The 17,312-nt window shown below is 66.0% G+C and carries 20 protein-coding genes; 9 read left to right on the forward strand and 11 right to left on the reverse strand.

From position 1 onward, the window contains the following. Positions 1 to 7: 7 nt before the first annotated feature. The 7 genes from mltG to M0208_RS02595 all read right to left on the reverse strand — a co-directional run bounded on the left by mltG (position 8) and on the right by M0208_RS02595 (position 7,168). The gene (gene mltG, locus M0208_RS02565; protein ID WP_258890170.1) at positions 8 to 976 is read right to left on the reverse strand and encodes an endolytic transglycosylase MltG; all 969 of its coding nucleotides are present in this window, start codon (positions 974 to 976) and stop codon (positions 8 to 10) included. 7 nt (positions 977 to 983) lie between these two features. Next, the gene (gene fabF, locus M0208_RS02570; RefSeq protein WP_258890171.1) at positions 984 to 2,240 is read right to left on the reverse strand and encodes a beta-ketoacyl-ACP synthase II; all 1,257 of its coding nucleotides are present in this window, start codon (positions 2,238 to 2,240) and stop codon (positions 984 to 986) included. Between the two features lie 110 nt (positions 2,241 to 2,350). After that, positions 2,351 to 2,587: an acyl carrier protein gene (locus M0208_RS02575; protein WP_258890172.1), complete on the reverse strand. Its 237-nt coding sequence runs from the start codon at positions 2,585 to 2,587 to the stop codon at positions 2,351 to 2,353. A 77-nt stretch (positions 2,588 to 2,664) separates the two neighbouring features. After that, positions 2,665 to 3,405, reverse strand: a complete 741-nt coding sequence (gene fabG / locus M0208_RS02580; protein WP_258890173.1) for a 3-oxoacyl-[acyl-carrier-protein] reductase — start codon at positions 3,403 to 3,405, stop codon at positions 2,665 to 2,667. An 11-nt stretch (positions 3,406 to 3,416) separates the two neighbouring features. Next, the gene (gene fabD, locus M0208_RS02585) at positions 3,417 to 4,352 is read right to left on the reverse strand and encodes an ACP S-malonyltransferase (RefSeq protein WP_258890174.1); all 936 of its coding nucleotides are present in this window, start codon (positions 4,350 to 4,352) and stop codon (positions 3,417 to 3,419) included. Positions 4,353 to 4,428: 76 nt separating this feature from the next. Continuing rightward, complete coding sequence (locus M0208_RS02590) at positions 4,429 to 5,727, reverse strand: amidohydrolase family protein (protein ID WP_258890175.1); 1,299 nt, start codon at positions 5,725 to 5,727, stop codon at positions 4,429 to 4,431. A 31-nt stretch (positions 5,728 to 5,758) separates the two neighbouring features. Continuing rightward, on the reverse strand, positions 5,759 to 7,168 hold the full coding sequence (locus M0208_RS02595; RefSeq protein ID WP_258890176.1) for a glycosyltransferase family 39 protein: 1,410 nt from the start codon (positions 7,166 to 7,168) through the stop codon (positions 5,759 to 5,761). 200 nt (positions 7,169 to 7,368) lie between these two features. Here M0208_RS02595 and M0208_RS02600 point away from each other — a divergent pair, with 200 nt between their 5' ends. From M0208_RS02600 to rplI, 4 genes are all read left to right on the forward strand, one after another. Then, complete coding sequence (locus M0208_RS02600) at positions 7,369 to 7,734, forward strand: RcnB family protein (RefSeq protein WP_258890177.1); 366 nt, start codon at positions 7,369 to 7,371, stop codon at positions 7,732 to 7,734. Between the two features lie 158 nt (positions 7,735 to 7,892). Beyond that, positions 7,893 to 8,339, forward strand: a complete 447-nt coding sequence (gene rpsF / locus M0208_RS02605; RefSeq protein ID WP_258890178.1) for a 30S ribosomal protein S6 — start codon at positions 7,893 to 7,895, stop codon at positions 8,337 to 8,339. Continuing rightward, entirely contained in the window at positions 8,339 to 8,563 is a 225-nt protein-coding gene (rpsR, locus tag M0208_RS02610) for a 30S ribosomal protein S18 (protein WP_010543816.1), read from the forward strand. Before rpsF ends, rpsR begins: the two co-directional genes overlap by 1 nt. A 12-nt stretch (positions 8,564 to 8,575) precedes the next feature. Further along, positions 8,576 to 9,169 carry a 50S ribosomal protein L9 gene (gene rplI / locus M0208_RS02615; protein WP_258890179.1) on the forward strand — a complete coding sequence of 198 codons (594 nt, stop codon included), beginning with the start codon at positions 8,576 to 8,578 and terminating at the stop codon, positions 9,167 to 9,169. A gap of 251 nt (positions 9,170 to 9,420) precedes the next feature. On the opposite strand, the gene M0208_RS02620 is transcribed toward rplI, so the two are convergent. Continuing rightward, a complete protein-coding gene (locus tag M0208_RS02620) occupies positions 9,421 to 9,693 on the reverse strand; it encodes a hypothetical protein (protein WP_258890180.1) in 273 nt (90 codons plus the stop codon). Positions 9,694 to 9,873: 180 nt separating this feature from the next. Between M0208_RS02620 and M0208_RS02625 the strand changes: the two genes are divergently transcribed. Then, the gene (locus tag M0208_RS02625) at positions 9,874 to 10,596 is read left to right on the forward strand and encodes a Crp/Fnr family transcriptional regulator (RefSeq protein ID WP_258890181.1); all 723 of its coding nucleotides are present in this window, start codon (positions 9,874 to 9,876) and stop codon (positions 10,594 to 10,596) included. Positions 10,597 to 10,598: 2 nt separating this feature from the next. On the opposite strand, the gene M0208_RS02630 is transcribed toward M0208_RS02625, so the two are convergent. Both M0208_RS02630 and M0208_RS02635 read right to left on the reverse strand, forming a co-directional pair. Further along, entirely contained in the window at positions 10,599 to 10,769 is a 171-nt protein-coding gene (locus M0208_RS02630) for a hypothetical protein (RefSeq protein ID WP_258890182.1), read from the reverse strand. Positions 10,770 to 10,981: 212 nt separating this feature from the next. Next, the gene (locus tag M0208_RS02635; RefSeq protein ID WP_258890183.1) at positions 10,982 to 12,319 is read right to left on the reverse strand and encodes an alginate export family protein; all 1,338 of its coding nucleotides are present in this window, start codon (positions 12,317 to 12,319) and stop codon (positions 10,982 to 10,984) included. Positions 12,320 to 12,560: 241 nt separating this feature from the next. Between M0208_RS02635 and M0208_RS02640 the strand changes: the two genes are divergently transcribed. Continuing rightward, a complete protein-coding gene (locus tag M0208_RS02640; protein ID WP_258890184.1) occupies positions 12,561 to 12,854 on the forward strand; it encodes a hypothetical protein in 294 nt (97 codons plus the stop codon). A gap of 87 nt (positions 12,855 to 12,941) precedes the next feature. Here M0208_RS02640 and mutL read toward each other — a convergent pair whose 3' ends face one another. Beyond that, positions 12,942 to 14,708 carry a DNA mismatch repair endonuclease MutL gene (mutL, locus tag M0208_RS02645; RefSeq protein WP_258890185.1) on the reverse strand — a complete coding sequence of 589 codons (1,767 nt, stop codon included), beginning with the start codon at positions 14,706 to 14,708 and terminating at the stop codon, positions 12,942 to 12,944. A 149-nt stretch (positions 14,709 to 14,857) separates the two neighbouring features. Between mutL and M0208_RS02650 the strand changes: the two genes are divergently transcribed. From M0208_RS02650 to M0208_RS02660, 3 genes are read left to right on the forward strand one after another with little or no spacing between them, the layout of a single operon-like run. After that, positions 14,858 to 15,901, forward strand: coding sequence for a rod shape-determining protein (locus tag M0208_RS02650; protein ID WP_258890186.1), 1,044 nt, complete (start codon positions 14,858 to 14,860; stop codon positions 15,899 to 15,901). Positions 15,902 to 15,918: 17 nt separating this feature from the next. After that, complete coding sequence (gene mreC / locus M0208_RS02655) at positions 15,919 to 16,803, forward strand: rod shape-determining protein MreC (RefSeq protein ID WP_258890187.1); 885 nt, start codon at positions 15,919 to 15,921, stop codon at positions 16,801 to 16,803. Further along, positions 16,800 to 17,312 (forward strand): rod shape-determining protein MreD, encoded by a 513-nt coding sequence (locus tag M0208_RS02660; protein WP_258890188.1) that lies wholly within the window; start codon positions 16,800 to 16,802, stop codon positions 17,310 to 17,312. The genes mreC and M0208_RS02660 overlap by 4 nt, the downstream gene beginning before the upstream one ends.

The raw sequence follows: 17,312 nt of genomic DNA on the forward strand, positions 1-17,312 counted from the left end.
ATAATCCCTACATCTCTCCCCGAGCCCGCCTGATCGCATACCATTTCTGCACGTTGGCGTTGTGCTGGTCGAGCGTGTTCGCGAACACGTGGCCGCCGGTTCCGTTCGCGACGAAATAAAGGGCGGGCGATTGCGCCGGGTCTAACACCGCGTCGATCGAGGCCTTGCCCGGATTGGCGATCGGCCCCGCGGGCAATCCCGCCTCGGCATAGGTGTTGTAACCGTTCTTCGCGTCCAGCTCCGACCGCAGGATGCGGCGGCCGAGCGCGCGGCCTTTGGTCTGCGGGTAGATCACCGTCGGGTCGGCCTGTAGCGGCATCCCCTGGCGCAGGCGGTTGCCATAGACGGCGGCGACCATGCGGCGTTCGCCGGGTTTGCCGGTCTCTTTCTCCACGATCGAGGCGAGGACGATCGCCTGTTCGGGCGTCGTCACAGCGATGCCGGGTTTGCGCTTCTTCCACGCAGCAGCCAGGTAGTCGCGCATCGCCTTTTGCATCCGCAGCACGACCGACACGCGCGTATCGCCGCGTTCGTAGGCGTAGCTGTCGGGCAGGACCGATCCCTCACGCGGCACATCGACCGCGCCGGTCAGGCCGTCGCTGCGCAACAACGCCTCCTGCACCAGCACCGAAGGCAGGCCCTCGGGTACGATCACGAAGCGTTGGCGGACCTTGCCCGATTGCAGCAGGTCGAGCACCTTCGACTGGCTGGCGGAAGCAGGGATGTCGTATTCGCCCGCCTTGATCGGCGCGCCGTCGCCGAAGATGCGGGCATAGGCTCGGAAACGCAGTGCGGAATCGATCGCGCCCGCCTTTTGAAGTTCGGTCGCCGCCCGCGCGAGCGACGCCCCGCGCGGCACCTGGACGGTCAGCGCGCGGTTGGTCGGCCCCGCACCGCGCCAATCCTGCGCGATCAGCATCAGCGCGAAGATGCCAAGCAGGCCGATCAGGAGGCCGATACAGCCAAGCGGCCTCATGACTGGATCACAGCGCCCGCATCACCAACGATGCATTGGTGCCGCCGAAGCCGAAGCTGTTGTTCAGCACCGCCTTCACTTCACGCTTCTTCGCGACGTGCGGGACCAGGTCGACACCGGTGCAGCCTTCGCTGGGGTTATCGAGGTTCAGCGTCGGCGGCACGATCTGGTCGCGCATCGCGAGGATGCAGAAGATCGATTCGACCGCGCCCGCGCCGCCGAGCAGATGCCCGATCGCGGATTTGGTCGAGCTCATCGACAGGCCGGTCAGCGCGTCGCCGAATAGCCGCCGCACTGCGCCCAGCTCCAATTCGTCGCCCAAAGGCGTCGAGGTGCCGTGCGCATTGATGTAGTCGATGTCGGTCAGCGCGAGGCCCGACTTCTTCATCGCCATTTCCATCGAGCGGAATGCGCCCGATCCTTCGGGATGCGGCGCGGTGACATGGTATGCGTCGCCCGACAGGCCGTAACCGATGACCTCGGCATAGATTTTCGCGCCGCGCGCCTTCGCCCGCTCATATTCCTCAAGCACGACGACGCCCGCGCCTTCGCCCATGACGAAACCGTCGCGATCGACGTCATAGGGACGGCTCGCGCGCTCGGGTTCGTCGTTGCGCATTGACAGCGCCTTCGCCTGCGCGAAGCCGGCGATACCGAGCGGGCAGATCGCGCCCTCCGCACCGCCCGCCAGCATCACGTCGGCATCGTCCATCGCGATCATCCGCGCGGCGTCACCGATCGAGTGCGCGCCGGTCGAGCACGCCGTGACGACCGCATGATTCGGTCCCATCAGCCCGTATTTGATGCTGACCTGACCCGAGATCAGGTTGATCAGGCGGCCGTGCACGAAATGCGGGCTGACCCGCGTCGGTCCCTTGTTTTCGCAGACCAGGGATTCGCTGGCGATTCCCGGCAAACCGCCGATGCCGGAGCCGATCGAACATCCCGCGCGAAAGCGTTCCGCCTCCGTCATTTCGGTCAGGCCGGCGTCTTCCAGCGCCTGCCCCGCGGCGTCGATGCCGAAGATGATGAACGGATCGACCTGTCGCTGGACCTTGTGGTCGACGCGCTTGTTCGGATCGAAGCCGTACGGGTGGTCGGCGGGTTTCACCTCACACGCGATGCGGCATTTCTGGTCCGACGCGTCGAAGCGCGTGATCGGCCCCGCGCCCGATTTTCCGGCGATCAGATTGGCCCAGGCGGTTTCGACATCGGCCCCCAGCGGGGTAACGAGGCCCAAACCCGTGATGACGACGCGGCGCATGACGCTCAACTCCGAATATCTCAAATACGAAAACGGCTCCCCGCCCTCTAGCCGGGGACGGGGAGCCGCTCAATTCCGGCCCTTTCGGGCAATAGTTCAAACCCGTAAAATCAGGCTTTGTGTTCGTCGATGTAAGTGATCGCATCCTTGACGGTGGCGATCTTCTCGGCGGCGTCATCGGGGATTTCGACGCCGAATTCTTCCTCGAACGCCATCACCAGCTCGACGATGTCGAGGCTGTCCGCGCCCAGATCATCGATGAAACTGGCGTCCTCGGTGACCTTTTCGGCCTCGACGCCGAGATGCTCGACGACGATCTTCTTCACGCGGTCGGCGGTCTCGCTCATATTCGTCCCTCTTTCGATTGGGGGGTTCAACGGTATTCCTGAACGCAGGTAGAACGCGCTTGGGTCCGGCGCAAGCCTTACACCATCGCCATTCCGCCGTTCACGTGCACGGTCTGGCCGGTGACGTATCCGGCCTCGCGACTGGCGAGATAGACGACCGCGGCGGCGATGTCTTCCCCCGTGCCCAGGTCGCCGGCAGGAATCTTCGTCAGCAGCGCGGCCTTTTGCGCATCCGGCAGCGCATCGGTCATCGCCGATCGGATGAAACCGGGCGCGACGCAATTGACCGTGATGTTGCGGCTGGCGAGTTCCTGCGCCAGCGCCTTCGACATCCCGACCAGCCCCGCCTTCGACGCGGCATAGTTCGCCTGACCGGGGTTGCCGGTCTGCCCGACGACCGACGTAATCGAGATGACGCGGCCGAAGCGCGCCTTCATCATTGGTTTGGCCGCCGCGCGGATCAGCCGGAACGCCGCCTCCAGATTGACGCGGATGACGGTGTCCCATTCCTCATCCTTCATCCGCATGGCGAGGTTGTCGCGCGTCACCCCGGCGTTGTTGACGAGGATGTCGAGTTTGCCATCCAACGCGGTCACGGCTTGCGGGACCAGCGCGTCGACCGCCGCGGCATCGGACAGGTCGCACGGCACCGCGACGTGATCGCCCGTCAGGCTGGCGCGAAATGCCTCCAGCTTGTCGACGTTGGACCCGGACACCGCGATCCGCGCACCCTTCGCGGCGAGCGCCTGCGCGATGGCGGAACCGATCCCGCCCGATGCGCCGGTGACGAGGGCGGTCATGCCTGTGAGGTCGAACATTCGGGTCTCCATCAAATCTTCTGAAGCAGCGCTTCGATCTCGTCCATCGACACGACGCTGATCGAATCCACGTCGGGGGTGATGCGTTTGATCATGGGGACTAGCACCTTGCCGCCGAGTTCGACGAAGCGCGTCACGCCCGCCGCGTGCATCGCGAGCACCGATTCGCGCCAGCGGACGATGCCGGTGACCTGTTCGACCAGCAGGCGGCGGATCGTGTCGGAGGCGGTGACCGGGGCGGCGGTGACGTTGGCGAAGACGGGGACGAACGGCGCGTCGATGCGGGCTTCGGCCAGCGCCGCTTCCATCGCGTCGGCGGCGGGCTGCATCAGCGGGCAGTGGAACGGGGCCGAGACGGGGAGCGGCATCGCGCGCTTCACGCCGTGCTCCTTCACGAGGCCCGCGGCGCGCTCGATCGCGCCCGCATTCCCCGAAATGACCACCTGTCCCGGCGCATTGTCATTGGCGACGGTGCAGATTTCGCCCTCGGCCGCCGCCGCCGCGATCGCTTCCGCCTGTTCGATCGTCGCGCCGAGCAACGCCGCCATGCCGCCGGTGCCGACCGGAACCGCCGCCTGCATCGCCCGTCCGCGCAGCTTCAGCAGCCGCGCGGTGGTCGCCAGGTCGATCGCGCCCGCCGCACACAAGGCAGTATATTCACCTAGCGAATGGCCCGCGACGAAATCAGCCTTTTCCGACAGACGCACGCCGCCTTCCTGCTCCAGCACGCGCAGCGTCGCGATGGCGTTGGCCATGATCGCGGGCTGCGCATTCTCGGTGAGCGTCAGGTCGTCCGCGGGGCCGTCCGTCATCAGCCGGAACAGGTTCTGGCCGAGCGCCTCGTCTACCTCCTGGAACACCGCGCGGGCGTGCGACGAGGCTTCGGCCAGCGCCGCGCCCATGCCGACCGCCTGACTGCCCTGACCCGGAAAAACGAACGCGCGCATCTCATGTCCTCTCGGAAATCCAAGGCGCGCGGGACTAGGGCGGACCGTGCGATCCGTCCACCCTACAGCCTAGCGACTATTGGGATTGCTTGTGCACCTGGCCGTCGCGCATCACGAAGTTGACGCGCTTCAACACCGTCACGTCGGTGAGCGGATCGCCCGACACCGCGACGATGTCAGCGGTCTTGCCGGCCTCCAGAGTCCCTATGTCGGTGAGGCCAAGGAGATCAGCCGCGCCGATCGTCGCAGCGGTGAGGGCCGTCCTGGGACTCATGCCGTGCTTCACCATCAGTTCGAATTCGTCGGCGTTGCGGCCGTGCTTCGACACGCCAGCGTCGGTGCCGAACGCAATCTTCACCCCGCCCGCGACCGCACGCTCCAGCGCCTTTCCGGTGATGCCGATCCGCCAGTCGATCTTCGCGCGCACCGCCGGGGAATAAGCGTTGGGATTTGCCGCGATGCGTTCCTTGTAGCCATTCACGGTCGATAGCGTCGGCACGTAATACGCCCCCGATTTGCGGAACAGCGCGACCTCGTTCGCCTCCATCAACGTGCCGTGCTCGATCGAATCGGCCCCGGCGCGCAGCGCGACCGCGATGCCGTCCGCGCCGTGCGCATGGACCGCGACCTTCTTGCCATAAAGGTGCGCGGTGTCGACGATCGCCTTGGCCTCGTCGTCGAACATCTGCTGACCCAGCCCTGCGGCGATGACGCTGTTCACCCCGGCGGTAGTCGCGATCTTGATCACGTCCGCGCCGCGGCCGACCTGCCGCCGCACCGCTTTGCGGCATTCGTCGGGGCCATCGCAGAGGTTGTCGGTGTGGACGATAGCCTCGCCGACGTGTTCGGCCAGACCCAGCCGCGCGTCCATGTGGCCCGACGTGGTGGAGATCGATTCGCCCGCGTCGACGATCCGCGGCCCGATCGTCCAGCCGCGCGCGATCGCGTCGCGCAGCGCCAGCGTAACCCCCGAGGCGTCGTCGCCCAGGTTGCGCACCGTGGTGAAGCCCGCCTGCAGCGTCTTGGCCGCGTTCATCTGCGCTTCGTAGGCGTGGAGCGGGATCGATTCGGTCACCGCGGCGAGTTGCCCCTCCGTGCCAGCGCGATCGGAGGTCAGGTGGACGTGCGCGTCGATCAGGCCGGGCAGGACGGTCATCTGCGACAGGTCGATCAGCTTCGCACCCGCGGGCGGCGGCTGGAGCCCGGCGTCGATTCGTTCGACCTTGTTGCCGCGGATCGTGATCGTCGAAGGGCCGCGCGCGGGCTGGTCGGCGCGGGCGATCAGGCGGCCGGCGTGGATGACGGTCAGTGGCTCGGCGGTCTGCGCGGCGAGCGGCGTCTCCGCGAGCAGCAGGGCCAGAAAAATCGCGCGCATATCGTCCCCTTTTGTCGTGTCGGGGACGATCCTAACGCGGGGTGCGGACCAGCACCACTGGCGGACTGGGTGCGAACATCCGGTGCGCTACGGGCGCGGGGACGAACGGTTCGAGGCCGAGGCCGCGCAGGATGCCGCCGAGACGCGTCGGGGGTGACGGATAACGGGCGATGACGGTGCCGACCGGCGATTGGTCCTCGCGCGCCACCAGCAGGACGCCGGGCTGCGGCGCGCCGGACGCGATGTTCTGCTGACCCGCGAACCCCAGCGGCAACGCGGCGCGGCGAACGTCGTTCTCGTCGCCGATGACGGTTTGGGCAGGATGCGCGCGCGCGGCGTCGACCAAGGCCTCCATCTCCCAGCGCGGATGCGCGTTGCCGACGCTCATCAGCAGCAGGTTGCTGCCGACCACCGCCGCCAGCAGCAAGGCGCGCCAGCGTGGCGCGATCCGGTCGAGCCACATCGCCAGCACAATCGCCGCGACCAGCGCGGGGAGCGTGAAATAGCGCGGGTTGAGGACGAGCTTCGAATAGAGGACCGACACCAGCACGAAGCTGGCCAGCGCCATCGCCGACAGGACGATCAGGCGCTTGCGGCCCTCGGCCGAGATACCTCGCAACGCGCCGAATGCGACCGCCGCCCCCCCGAGCCAGAACAGCAGCCCGAAATCATCGTTGACCAGCAGCACCAGCAGCGGATCGATCGCGGGATGGAGCAGGAAATTGCCCTCCATGTTCGCGGCGCGATCGATATGTTCGTCGTGGTGGAAGGCGATCGCGTAGCGGCGCAGCGGATCGCCGGTCATCGCATATTGGAACAGCGCCTCCCCGCCGATCACCAGCAGAAAGCCGATGCCGCTCGCGATCAGTATGCGGCGCGGCACCGGGCGGCCCAGCAAAAACAACGGCGCAAGGCCGACGATCGGGAGCAGGCTCGTCTCGCGGCACAGCACCGCGACACCGAAGCACGCGCCCGCCGCGACGCCGCGCCACGTCGCGGTGGCGCCTGACACCAGCAGCGCGCCCAGCAGCAACGCAGACGCCTCCAGCAGATCGACGCTGACCGTCGTCGCGTGACTGACGATGACCGGCATGGTCGCGGTCAGCAGCGCCGAGATCCACCCGGCGCGCTGCCCACCGACCTTCGCGGCATAGAGGCCGGTCACGGCGATGATCGCAGCGTAGAACAGCACCGCCGTCGCCGCGAACGCCGCGAACCCCTGCCCCATCACCGTAAGCACCGCCGCGAAGGTCAGCGTCAACGGAAAGCGGGTCGACCAGTGCGTATCGCCTGCAAACGGCGGATCGGTCAGCCAGCGCATCGCCCCGGCGTAATAGAGCGAATCGTCCGACGCGATGAAGCCGACCCACCCCAGCCACAGCGCCGCCGCCGCCAGAACGGCGAGCAGCAGCCCCCATCGCCAGTTCGTCGATCGTGTCATCGCCACCGCGGTTACGCGCCGACCGGTGCAAAAAGCGTTAGTTTTTGGCGGTTTCTGAACGTTGGTTCAGCCCCGCGGGCGTCTTGCGACAATTCGCGACCAAACAGCGGCTGCCGCGACAAGCGACGGATACATCCGCGGCCCAGATAGGTTCTCGACGCCAAGCCACACACGGCGCCGACATGAAGAGGAGACAGATCATGCTGAAGAAGATCATCCAGGCGACGCTCGCCGCATCGCTCGTCGCAACGCCGCTGATCGCGGCAAGCGCAGCCGAAGCGCAGACCCGTCAGGTGACGACGGTCAAGCAGCGGCCGAATGGCACGATCGTGCAGAAGACGACCATTCGCCAGCAGCCGCGCGCAAACTATCGCCAATGGAACAACGGACAGCGCTTCGACCGGCGCTATGCGCAGAACTATCGGGTGGTCGACTATCGCCGGTACCGTACCGCGCGCCTGTATGCTCCGCCGCGCGGCCAGTATTGGGCACGTTCGGGTCGTGACGCCGTACTCGTCACGAACGGCGGCGTCGTGAAGCAGGTGATCCGCAACATCCGCTGGTAGGACTTGCCTTTGACGCGCTTTCCGGTAGGAGACGCTGACACAGCCGGGGTGGCGGGAGCAATCCTGCCGCCCCGTAGCCGTTGGAACGTCAATACTGCAAAGACAGCCGGAGGGGCATCGCATGGGGCGGTGTCAGCGATCGGCAGGAGAAACGAAGCATGGCTCTGTACGAGCACGTGTTCCTTGCGCGCCAGGATCTGGCGCAGGCGCAAGTGGACGCACTGGCGGAAGCCGCCACCAAGATCGTCACCGATCACCAGGGCAAGGTCGTCAAGACCGAGAGCTGGGGCCTGCGCAGCCTCGCGTACAAGATCGCGAAGAACCGCAAGGCGCATTATGTGATGCTCGAGATCGAGGCCCCCGGCGATGTCGTCGCCGAGCTGGAGCGTCAGACCCAGATCAACGAGGACGTGATCCGTTTCATGACCGTCAAGGTCGACGAACACGAAGCCGGCCCGACGGTGATGATGCGCAAGCAGGAGCGCGACCGTGAGCGCCGTGACCGCGACGGCCGTGGTGATGGTGGCCGTGACGGCGGCCCGCGCGGCGATCGTGGCGACCGCCCCGACCGCCCCCGTCGTGACCGTGAAGAGGAGGCCGCATAATGGCTCGCCCGTTTTTCCGCCGCCGCAAGAGCTGCCCGTTTTCGGCCAAGGATGCTCCCCGGATCGACTATAAGGACGTCCGGTTGCTGCAGGGCTTCGTGTCCGAGCGTGGCAAGATCGTCCCGTCGCGAATCACCTCGGTGAGCGCGAAGAAGCAGCGCGAACTGGCCCAGGCCATCAAGCGCGCACGTCATCTGGGCCTGCTGCCCTACATCGTTAAGTAAGGAGCGCCCGACATGGACGTCATTCTGCTTGAGCGCGTCGAGAAGCTCGGCGCCATCGGCGACGTGGTGAAGGTGAAGGACGGTTACGCCCGTAACTTCCTGCTGCCGAACAAGAAGGCGCTTCGCTCGAACGAAGCCAACCGCAAGGTGTTCGAATCGAACCGTGCGCGGATCGAATCGGACAACGCTTCGCGGCGCGCCGATGCCGAGAAGGAAGCCAAGACCTTCGAGAACGCGAGCGTCACGCTGATCCGCCAAGCGTCGAACGCCGGCCAGCTTTACGGTTCGGTCGCGGTGCGCGACCTGATCGATGCGCTGATCGCCGATGGCCACAAGGTTGCGAAGTCGGCGATCGTCCTCAACAAGCCGATCAAGGCGATCGGCGTGTACGAGGTGAAGGTCGCGTTGCACCCCGAGGTGTCGGTGACCGTGAAGGTCAACGTCGCACGCTCGCCCGAAGAGGCCGAGATGCAGGCGTCGGGCGTCGACGTCATGTCGGCGATGTTCGAGAAGGACGAGGCCGGTTTCGTAGAGGATTACGATCCGAACGCGGAACCCGGCGCAACTGCGGACGCGCCGGCACGCGAGGAAGAAGCGCAGGGCTGAAGCCCGACGCCAACCTTGGCCGAATAGAAAAAGGCCCGTCCGGAGCGATCCGGGCGGGCCTTTTCTTGTTTGGCTGACAAAGCGCGGGTCACGGGCAGGTCACGCACGCTCCCACGACTGCAGCTAGCGGGATCAGCGCGAGAACGATGGGGAGAATTTGCTTCATTGCGACGGCCCGTGTGTCGTTCGGTTCGGTCGGCACAATGCGCGCGCAGGCGAAAGGTTTCTGCGCGATGAACGAAACCGACGTCTCAGCGACCGCCGCGCAGGCTGTGCGCGATCTTTTGCAGCAGCAGCAGCGCCTCCTCCATTGAAGCGGTCGATTCGCCATTGGCCTCGGCGACATCCAGCTTCACCTCCGCCGCGGTCTCGACGATCGACAACGCCTCGCCGACCGTGAAAGCCTTTGCCTCAACCAATGCGTGCAATGTCGCTTCGATCAGCAGAAGCGCGGCCTGCCCATGCGCACCCGCGTCGCCGCCGGGCGGCCGTTGCCGCTCATTATCGTTGTTATTCGGTGGCATGGGTTGCTTTCCGCGTACCGCAGGCGAGAGTCTGATGGCTCACAGCCGCCGGCGCCCGATCGCAGAAGTCGACGATGACAGTCGAGTAGACCCTGTGTTAAACTGAAGCCACAATCGAATTTAATGCGCAGCCTCAACCCAGGTTAAGATTTCGGCCCTTTTTCGTTGTTAGCCACGGCCATGCCGAACAGATTCGTCGAAAAGCTCCTTTGCTATGCTGAACTGTCGAGTGAAGACATTGCGTTAGCCGAGCGCGTCACCTCCAACCCGCGCAAGGTGGGCGCGCGGCAGGATCTGATCCGCGAAGGTGACCGGCCGGGGCCTGTGTTCGTGATGCTGGAAGGTTGGGCTTGCCGCTACAAGATACTGCCCGAAGGTGGTCGCCAGATCGTCGCTTTCCTGATGCCCGGCGACACCTGCGACATGCACGTCGCGGTTCTGGCGCAGATGGATCATAGCATTCAGACTTTGAGCGCATCGCGGGTGGCGATGATATCGCGCGCCGAAATGCACGAACTGGTGACGACGCGGGCGCAGATCGCGCACGCCTTGTGGTCCACGCAATTGGTTGACGAAAGCACGATGCGGGCCTGGATCGTCAGCATGGGACGCCGCGATGGCGAAGCGCGGGTCGCGCATCTGATGTGCGAATTGTTCGTGCGCGCCCGCAATATCGGGCTGATCAGGGGCAATACACTCGAAATTCCGGTGTCGCAGGTCATCCTCGCCGATTCGCTCGGCATGACCCCGGTACATATCAATCGCATCCTGCGCCGATTGCGGATCGCCGGACTGATGGAGCTGGGTCGGGGCAAGTTGACCATTCTCGATCCGCCGGGATTGGTGAAGGTGGCGGGGTTCGACGAGACGTATCTACATAATCGAATGCGGCGCGCGGCGTAGTATCAGTCGTCGACTGCCCGCAGAAGCGGTTGCCTGCTCGCCATCGCCGCTTCGTAATGGCGCGCGAAATCCGAATGGATCTTCGCGATCTGCGGATCGCTGCACCTTTCGGCCAGTTGGCGCGACGCGATGGCGCGCGAACGATAATATTCCCGGTCGTTTAGCTGGTCCATTTCTCGCTCCACACGTCAGACCGAAAAAACGGCGTCCCGCCAAGGGAGGACGACGGAACGCCGATAGGGGGCGTGATCGGAGAACCGAAAGGAGATCACATAGACAAAGCTACGCCGAAATCCGGCAATAACCTTGTCATGGATTATTGTTCTGGAACTTTATTAGACCTATTCGCGATTGCGCGAATGAAGCTTGCGTCATTGTTACGCTATCATAACATCATCGTCAGATTGATCGAGCCGTAGCGCGTCGTTCTTCCCGAAGGCGCGTTGGGCGCGTCGCGCAGGAAATGGCCCTTGGCGAGCAGCACACCGTCGAACTCGAACCGCAGGCGATCGGGCACGAGCCAGTAACGGAGACGCGCGTCGATCTGGTTGCCCGCGAACCGCCCCGATGCGCCGCTGCGATCGACGACGCCGGTCGACGAAAAGGCGTCGGTCGCCGACGCGAGCCACAGCGAGTGCCAGGTGACGAACGCGTCGAGACGTTTCGACGGCTCCACCTCAAGCCGCAGACCGAACGTCTCCAGATTCGTGCGCGCGATGGCGTTGTAGAGCCCGGCAGGCGCGAGATCCGCGCGGCGCATCCCGAACAAAGTATCGAACCGTGCATTCGCTCCACCGGGCCTGTCGCCGCTGGCGCGGTCGTATTCGACCGACACGCGCGGTTTCCACGAATGCGCGAAGGTGTAGCCCGCGTCGGCGTGGACAAAAGAGGCGGAGACGTCGGTTCGCGCGGCGTTCGTCGCGACGCCGCTGCTCGCCCTGCCCCATTGATAGAAGGCTTCTATTTCAACATCGGCATGGCCGGTCTTCGGATCGATCATTACTCGCCCGCCCGCGGTGTTGAGCGACCGATCGCGCGTGGCGAGGCTTGGCGAATCGCGCTCGCCGAGGTGGTAGAAGCTCAATTCCGCCATCGCGTCGCCGATCGTGCGGTCGCGGCTGACCGTGCCGCCCCACAGCACCAGATCGAAACTCTCGCGGTCGACCGCGACCGCGTTGCGCTTCAGCGACGCGAAATCGTCGGGTTTGCGGACCTGCGGGAGGGTGTAGATCAGCACCGCCTTCACCCCGCCCGGCGCGGCGATGTCGGCGCGGAGCCCGGTGTAGCCGTTGGTCGTGTTGCGGTAGTCGTCCGCCGCGACCAGCCGCCGCGAACCTATGTTGAGCGTGAAGCGGCCCGCCTGCAGCTGGGTCTTCGTGCCCGCCCCAAGAAGGTCGCGGACGTTGGCGGTAGCGTAGAGCTGGACCAGCTCGACCGCGTTGACCTCTCCGGTGGTCAACGGTGTGGTCGGCTTCGCGCCATAGACCCGGCTGTCCCACAGTTCGGCGGCCAGCGTCACGTCCTCGCCGCGCCACGAGACTCCCAGCGTCGAGCGGATGTTGAACAGTTCGTCCGAGGTGCCGAACCCGGCGCGCGCCTGACCGTCGATCGCCTCCGCGCGCAGGCGGGTGGAGGCGGTGATGTCGAGCGGCCCGGCCTTTTCCTGCGCGTGGGCGGCGGGGGCGAGCGCGAGGCAGGCGGCGAGCGTTAGCGGTCGGATCATCGGCGCGTCCGTTGAACGGGGTGGACGCGATGCTTCGGCGTTGCGCCTCGCGGGGCGATCGCCTGGCCCCGTGGGCAGACTACAGCGCGCCACGCACGGGCTGTCAATCAGCGGCGACCGAAGAGCTTTTCGATGTCGCCGTGCGCCAGCTTTACCAAGGTTGAGTCACAAAACAAGCAGGTCGCCTCGTCAAATGTCCGGGATTGGTGGAAAGCGGACGTTGGCGTTGTAAGAGGGACCAATGAGCGCCCTTCCGTCGTTTCAGCTATCGCGTCTTCGCGAGATAGGATGGTCCAAGTGGGACCCCATCGGCGTCGGCGGACCCGGTCATGGCTGGCCCGCCGACGAATACGATAGCTACCTGCTCCAAGCAGCCGGGCAACTCTGGAATGGCCAGCCGGACGAAGCGGTCGCTGATTACCTAGTCCAAATCGAGACGGAGCACATGGGGTTGACCGCTGTCCCGGGCATTCAAGCGCGGGCTTTGGATGTGGCCAAGGCGGTCCATGAATACGTCGAAACGCTGCGGACCTGAATGTCCGCAACTGGGCGATAGCAGTCATTTCAACCACGGGGGGTCCCACCTACGGCTCGCGGTTTTTCAGATTTCGCTTAAGTTGTTTTATTTTCTACCGAAAAGCTTTTCCAAGTCCGAACTTGAAAGCTTTACCCAGGTCGGGCGGCCGTGGTTGCACTGGCCGGAGTGGGGCGTGGCCTCCATTTCGCGCAGGAGGGCGTTCATTTCAGTCACCGACAGGATGCGCCCGGCGCGGACCGAGCCGTGGCAGGCCATCGTGCCGGCGACCGCGTCCAGCCGTTCCTTGAGGCTCAACGCTTCGTCATAGGCGGCGAGTTCGTCGGCGAGATCGGTGACGAGGCCGGTCGGGTCGGCCTGTCCGAGCAAGGCGGGCGTGGCGCGGACGAGGATCGCGCGGGGGCCGAAGCGTTCGAGTTCCAGACCGAATTCAGCGAGTTCGGCGATCCGCACCTCCAGTCGGTCGCAGGCGGGTTCGTCGAGTTCGACCACCTCGGGCAGCAGCAGCGCCTGCGTCGCGACCCTGCCCCCGATCAGCGCGGCGCGCATCCGTTCGAGGACGAGCCGTTCGTGGGCGGCGTGCTGATCGACGATGATCAGGCCGTCGTCTGCCTCCGCGACGATATAGGTTTTGGCGACCTGCCCGCGGGCGACGCCCAAGGGAAAATCGGATGTTGGCGATGGTTGTGCGTAAGCGGGTTCGGCGCGGGCCTGTGGCGGGGGCGCGAAGAAGGTCGGGCGCGGTTCATACACCGCGTGGATGTTGGCGGATGTCGACGCATAGGCATCCGATATTGGCGCCGAGGTGTGCGGGAGATCACCATGACGCCACATCGCGAGCGCATCGGGTGCCGCGCGGTGCGCGACGCGGTGGCCCGCGGCGTCGAGCGCGCGGCGCAGGCCGGAGACGATCATGCCGCGGATCATCGCCGGGTCGCGGAAGCGGACTTCGGTCTTGGCGGGGTGGACGTTGACGTCGACCTCGCCGCCGGGCACATCGAGGAAAAGCGCTACCACCGCGTGCCGGTCGCGCGGCATCATTTCCGCATAAGCGCCGCGGATCGCGCCGATCAGCAGGCGGTCCTTCACAGGCCTGCCGTTGACGAACAGATATTGATGATCGGCGACGCCGCGGTGGAAGGTCGGCAGGCCCGCCACCCCGCCCAGCGTCACACCGTCACGCACCAGATCGATCGCGACCGAATTGTCGGCGAGCTGGCGATCGACCAGCGCGGCCACCCTGCCCGGCCGGTCCTCCGCCTGCAGCGTGGCCAATACCCGCCGCCCGTCATGGTCGACCGTGAAGGCGATGTCGGGGCGCGCCATCGCGAGCCGCTTCACCGCGTCGAGGCAGGCGGCATATTCGCTGCGGGCGGAGCGGAGGAATTTGCGGCGGGCGGGGACGCGGGCGAACAGTTCCTCGACCAATACGCGTGTCCCGGGCGGCAACGCGGCGGGGCCTTCGCGCACCACGTCGCCATTGTCGACGACGCGCGACCACCCATCCGCCCCGCGCGGGCGGCTTTCCAGGGTCAACCGCGCGACGCTGGCGATCGAGGGCAATGCCTCACCGCGAAAACCCAAGGTCACGACCGATTCGATCGCCTCATCGGGAAGTTTCGACGTCGCGTGACGTTCGAGCGCCAAGGTCATGTCTTCGGGGCTCATCCCGCAGCCGTCGTCGACCACCTCGATCCGCGTCAGACCGCCCTCGGACAGCGCCACCGCGATGCGTGATGCGCCTGAATCGATCGCGTTTTCGACCAGTTCCTTCAACGCGCTGGCCGGTCTTTCGACCACTTCACCGGCGGCGATGCGGTTGACCAGATGCGAAGGGAGGCGGCGTATTGACACAGGGCAAGCCCTAGACCAAGCGCAGCCATCCCGCGACCCCGTGCGACGTTTCATCTGAACCGCGAAGATTCGGCGCGCGGCGGGGCGGCGGTATAAGTGTCGTTATCTGCCGGGACGTCCCGGCCAACGGGTACGGAATCCACGGTCAAATGGCATTTTTCTCGCGCTTCTTCAAATTCATGTCGCACGACATGGCGATCGACCTCGGGACCGCCAACACACTGGTTTATCTGCGCGGTCGCGGCATCGTGCTGAACGAGCCGTCGGTCGTGGCGGTCGAGACGATCAACGGCGTGAAGCGCGTGAAGGCGGTCGGCGACGACGCCAAATTGATGATGGGCAAGACGCCGGGCAACATCGAAGCCATCCGACCTTTGCGCGACGGCGTGATCGCGGACATCGACGTCGCCGAGGAGATGATCAAGCATTTCATCCGCAAGGTGCACGGCCAGCGCCGCTTCATGCGCTGGCCCGAAATCGTGATCTGCGTGCCGTCGGGATCGACCAAGGTTGAACGCCGCGCGATCCGCGACGCCGCGTCGAATGCGGGCGCGAGCCAGGTGTTCCTGATCGAGGAGCCGATGGCGGCGGCGATCGGCGCGGATATGCCGGTGACCGAACCGATCGGGTCGATGGTGGTCGACATCGGCGGCGGCACGACCGAGGTCGCGGTGCTGAGCTTGCGTGGTCTTGCCTATACCACGTCGGTGCGCGTCGGCGGCGACAAGATGGACGAGGCGATCGTCAGCTATGTCCGCCGCAACCACAACCTGCTGATCGGCGAAGCGACCGCCGAACGGATCAAGCAGGAGGTCGGCTGCGCAAAGCCGCCCGCCGACGGCATCGGCCTGACGATCCACATCAAAGGCCGCGACCTGGTGAACGGCGTGCCTAAGGAAATCCAGATCAACCAGGGGCAGATCGCCGAGGCGCTGTCCGAGCCCGTTGCGACGATCGTCGAGGGTGTCCGCGTCGCGCTGGAGAATACCGCGCCCGAGCTGGCGGCCGACATCGTCGATCAGGGCATCGTGCTGACCGGCGGCGGCGCGTTGCTGCAGGGGCTGGACGAGGTGCTGCGCGACGAGACGGGATTGCCCGTGACGGTGGCGGACGACCCCCTCACCTGCGTTGCGCTGGGCACCGGCCGTGCATTGGAGGATCCGATCTACCGCGGCGTCCTCCTCAACGGCTGATAGAAGGCTGACAGCAGATGGCGCCGTCGCGGGACCGGCGTCCGGGTTTCTCGCGTCGGGCGCAATATTCGCTGTTCGTCAGCTATGTCCTGGCCATCGCGGGCGCGGTGGTCGGTGCGGTGCTGCTCGCGCTGTCCGCCTTCAATCCGCCAGCGTTCGCGGCATTCCGGTCGGCGGCGACCGAAGTGACCGCGCCGGTTTCGTCGGGCGTGTCGGCGGTGGTGCGCGGCATCGTGTCGATCCCCGAGACGATCGGCACCTATTTCCGCGTCCATGGCGAGAACGAGCAACTGCGCGCCGAGGTGAAGCGCACGCATGACGCGTTGGTGCAGGCGCGGATCATCGTGCGCGACAACCGGCGGCTGCGCGGGCTGCTGAAGCTGCGCGAGGCGGATGCCGGGGCGGTCGCGACCGCGCGTATCGTCAGTTCCAGCGCGTCGAGCACCCGGCGCTTCGGGGTGCTGAACGCGGGCCGCTGGCAGGGCGTGGAGCCGGGACAACCGGTGCGCGGCCCCGACGGGCTGATCGGGCGGATCATCGAAACCGGGCCGAACACCGCGCGCGTCCTGTTGCTGACCGATCCCGAAAGCGTCGTGCCGGTGAAGCGCATCAGTGACGGAATGCCTGCGCTGGCGGCCGGACGCGGCGACGGGCTGATCGACATCCGCTCGGTCTATACCGCCGACGCGAAGCTGCGGCCCGGCGACCGGTTCGTCACGTCCGGCACCGGCGGCATCTTCGCGCCGGGGGTGCTGGTGGCGGAGGTGCGCGCGACGGGCAGCGATTCGGCCCCGGCGCAACCTTTCGCCAGCGCCGACACGTTCGACTTCGCGATCGTCAGCCGCGCGTTCATGCCCACCCTGTCGCCGCGCGCCGCGCCACCGGAGGGAAGCGCGCCGTGAGCGCCGCGCCGCGCAAGGAGTTTGCGCCGACGCTGCCGCCGACGCGCGCGCGGCTGGTCCCGTGGGTCAGCGTGATGGCGGGATCGTTGGTGACGGCGATCCCCGTCGCGGCGACGTTTGCGCTGTTGCCGCCGTGCGGACTGCTCATGCTGCTGGCGTGGCGGTTGCTCGCACCGCTGGCGCTAAGGCGCTGGGCCCCCGCTTTGCTGGGGTTTTTCGACGACCTGGTGAGCGGTCAGCCGCTGGGCAGTGCGGTATTGCTGTGGACGCTGGCCTTCTTCCTGATCGACCTGTTCGACCAGCGGACGATGTTCCGCGATTTCCTGCAGGATTGGGCGATCGCCGCGGCGGGCATCGCCTTGTGCCTGATCGGCGGGCGAATTTTCGCATCCCCCCTCGGCGCGCACGTCGATAGCGTGTTAATAGTGCAGATCGTGATCTCGATCCTGCTCTTCCCCGTCGCCGCCCGCATCGTCGCGTGGATCGACCGCAAACGCGACGTCGACTGA

This window comes from Sphingomonas sp. SUN019 (genome assembly GCF_024758705.1).
Lineage (GTDB): Bacteria > Pseudomonadota > Alphaproteobacteria > Sphingomonadales > Sphingomonadaceae > Sphingomonas.

What these genes read in the sequence shown, in the direction of transcription:
- mltG (WP_258890170.1), bottom strand. Translation starts at nt 976, where the DNA reads ATGAGGCCGCTTGGCTGTATCGGCCTCCTGATCGGCCTGCTTGGCATC.
- fabF (WP_258890171.1), bottom strand. Translation starts at nt 2,240, where the DNA reads ATGCGCCGCGTCGTCATCACGGGTTTGGGCCTCGTTACCCCGCTGGGG.
- M0208_RS02575 (WP_258890172.1), bottom strand. Translation starts at nt 2,587, where the DNA reads ATGAGCGAGACCGCCGACCGCGTGAAGAAGATCGTCGTCGAGCATCTC.
- fabG (WP_258890173.1), bottom strand. Translation starts at nt 3,405, where the DNA reads ATGTTCGACCTCACAGGCATGACCGCCCTCGTCACCGGCGCATCGGGC.
- fabD (WP_258890174.1), bottom strand. Translation starts at nt 4,352, where the DNA reads ATGCGCGCGTTCGTTTTTCCGGGTCAGGGCAGTCAGGCGGTCGGCATG.
- M0208_RS02590 (WP_258890175.1), bottom strand. Translation starts at nt 5,727, where the DNA reads ATGCGCGCGATTTTTCTGGCCCTGCTGCTCGCGGAGACGCCGCTCGCC.
- M0208_RS02595 (WP_258890176.1), bottom strand. Translation starts at nt 7,168, where the DNA reads ATGACACGATCGACGAACTGGCGATGGGGGCTGCTGCTCGCCGTTCTG.
- M0208_RS02600 (WP_258890177.1), top strand. Translation starts at nt 7,369, where the DNA reads ATGCTGAAGAAGATCATCCAGGCGACGCTCGCCGCATCGCTCGTCGCA.
- rpsF (WP_258890178.1), top strand. Translation starts at nt 7,893, where the DNA reads ATGGCTCTGTACGAGCACGTGTTCCTTGCGCGCCAGGATCTGGCGCAG.
- rpsR (WP_010543816.1), top strand. Translation starts at nt 8,339, where the DNA reads ATGGCTCGCCCGTTTTTCCGCCGCCGCAAGAGCTGCCCGTTTTCGGCC.
- rplI (WP_258890179.1), top strand. Translation starts at nt 8,576, where the DNA reads ATGGACGTCATTCTGCTTGAGCGCGTCGAGAAGCTCGGCGCCATCGGC.
- M0208_RS02620 (WP_258890180.1), bottom strand. Translation starts at nt 9,693, where the DNA reads ATGCCACCGAATAACAACGATAATGAGCGGCAACGGCCGCCCGGCGGC.
- M0208_RS02625 (WP_258890181.1), top strand. Translation starts at nt 9,874, where the DNA reads ATGCCGAACAGATTCGTCGAAAAGCTCCTTTGCTATGCTGAACTGTCG.
- M0208_RS02630 (WP_258890182.1), bottom strand. Translation starts at nt 10,769, where the DNA reads ATGGACCAGCTAAACGACCGGGAATATTATCGTTCGCGCGCCATCGCG.
- M0208_RS02635 (WP_258890183.1), bottom strand. Translation starts at nt 12,319, where the DNA reads ATGATCCGACCGCTAACGCTCGCCGCCTGCCTCGCGCTCGCCCCCGCC.
- M0208_RS02640 (WP_258890184.1), top strand. Translation starts at nt 12,561, where the DNA reads ATGAGCGCCCTTCCGTCGTTTCAGCTATCGCGTCTTCGCGAGATAGGA.
- M0208_RS02650 (WP_258890186.1), top strand. Translation starts at nt 14,858, where the DNA reads ATGGCATTTTTCTCGCGCTTCTTCAAATTCATGTCGCACGACATGGCG.
- mreC (WP_258890187.1), top strand. Translation starts at nt 15,919, where the DNA reads ATGGCGCCGTCGCGGGACCGGCGTCCGGGTTTCTCGCGTCGGGCGCAA.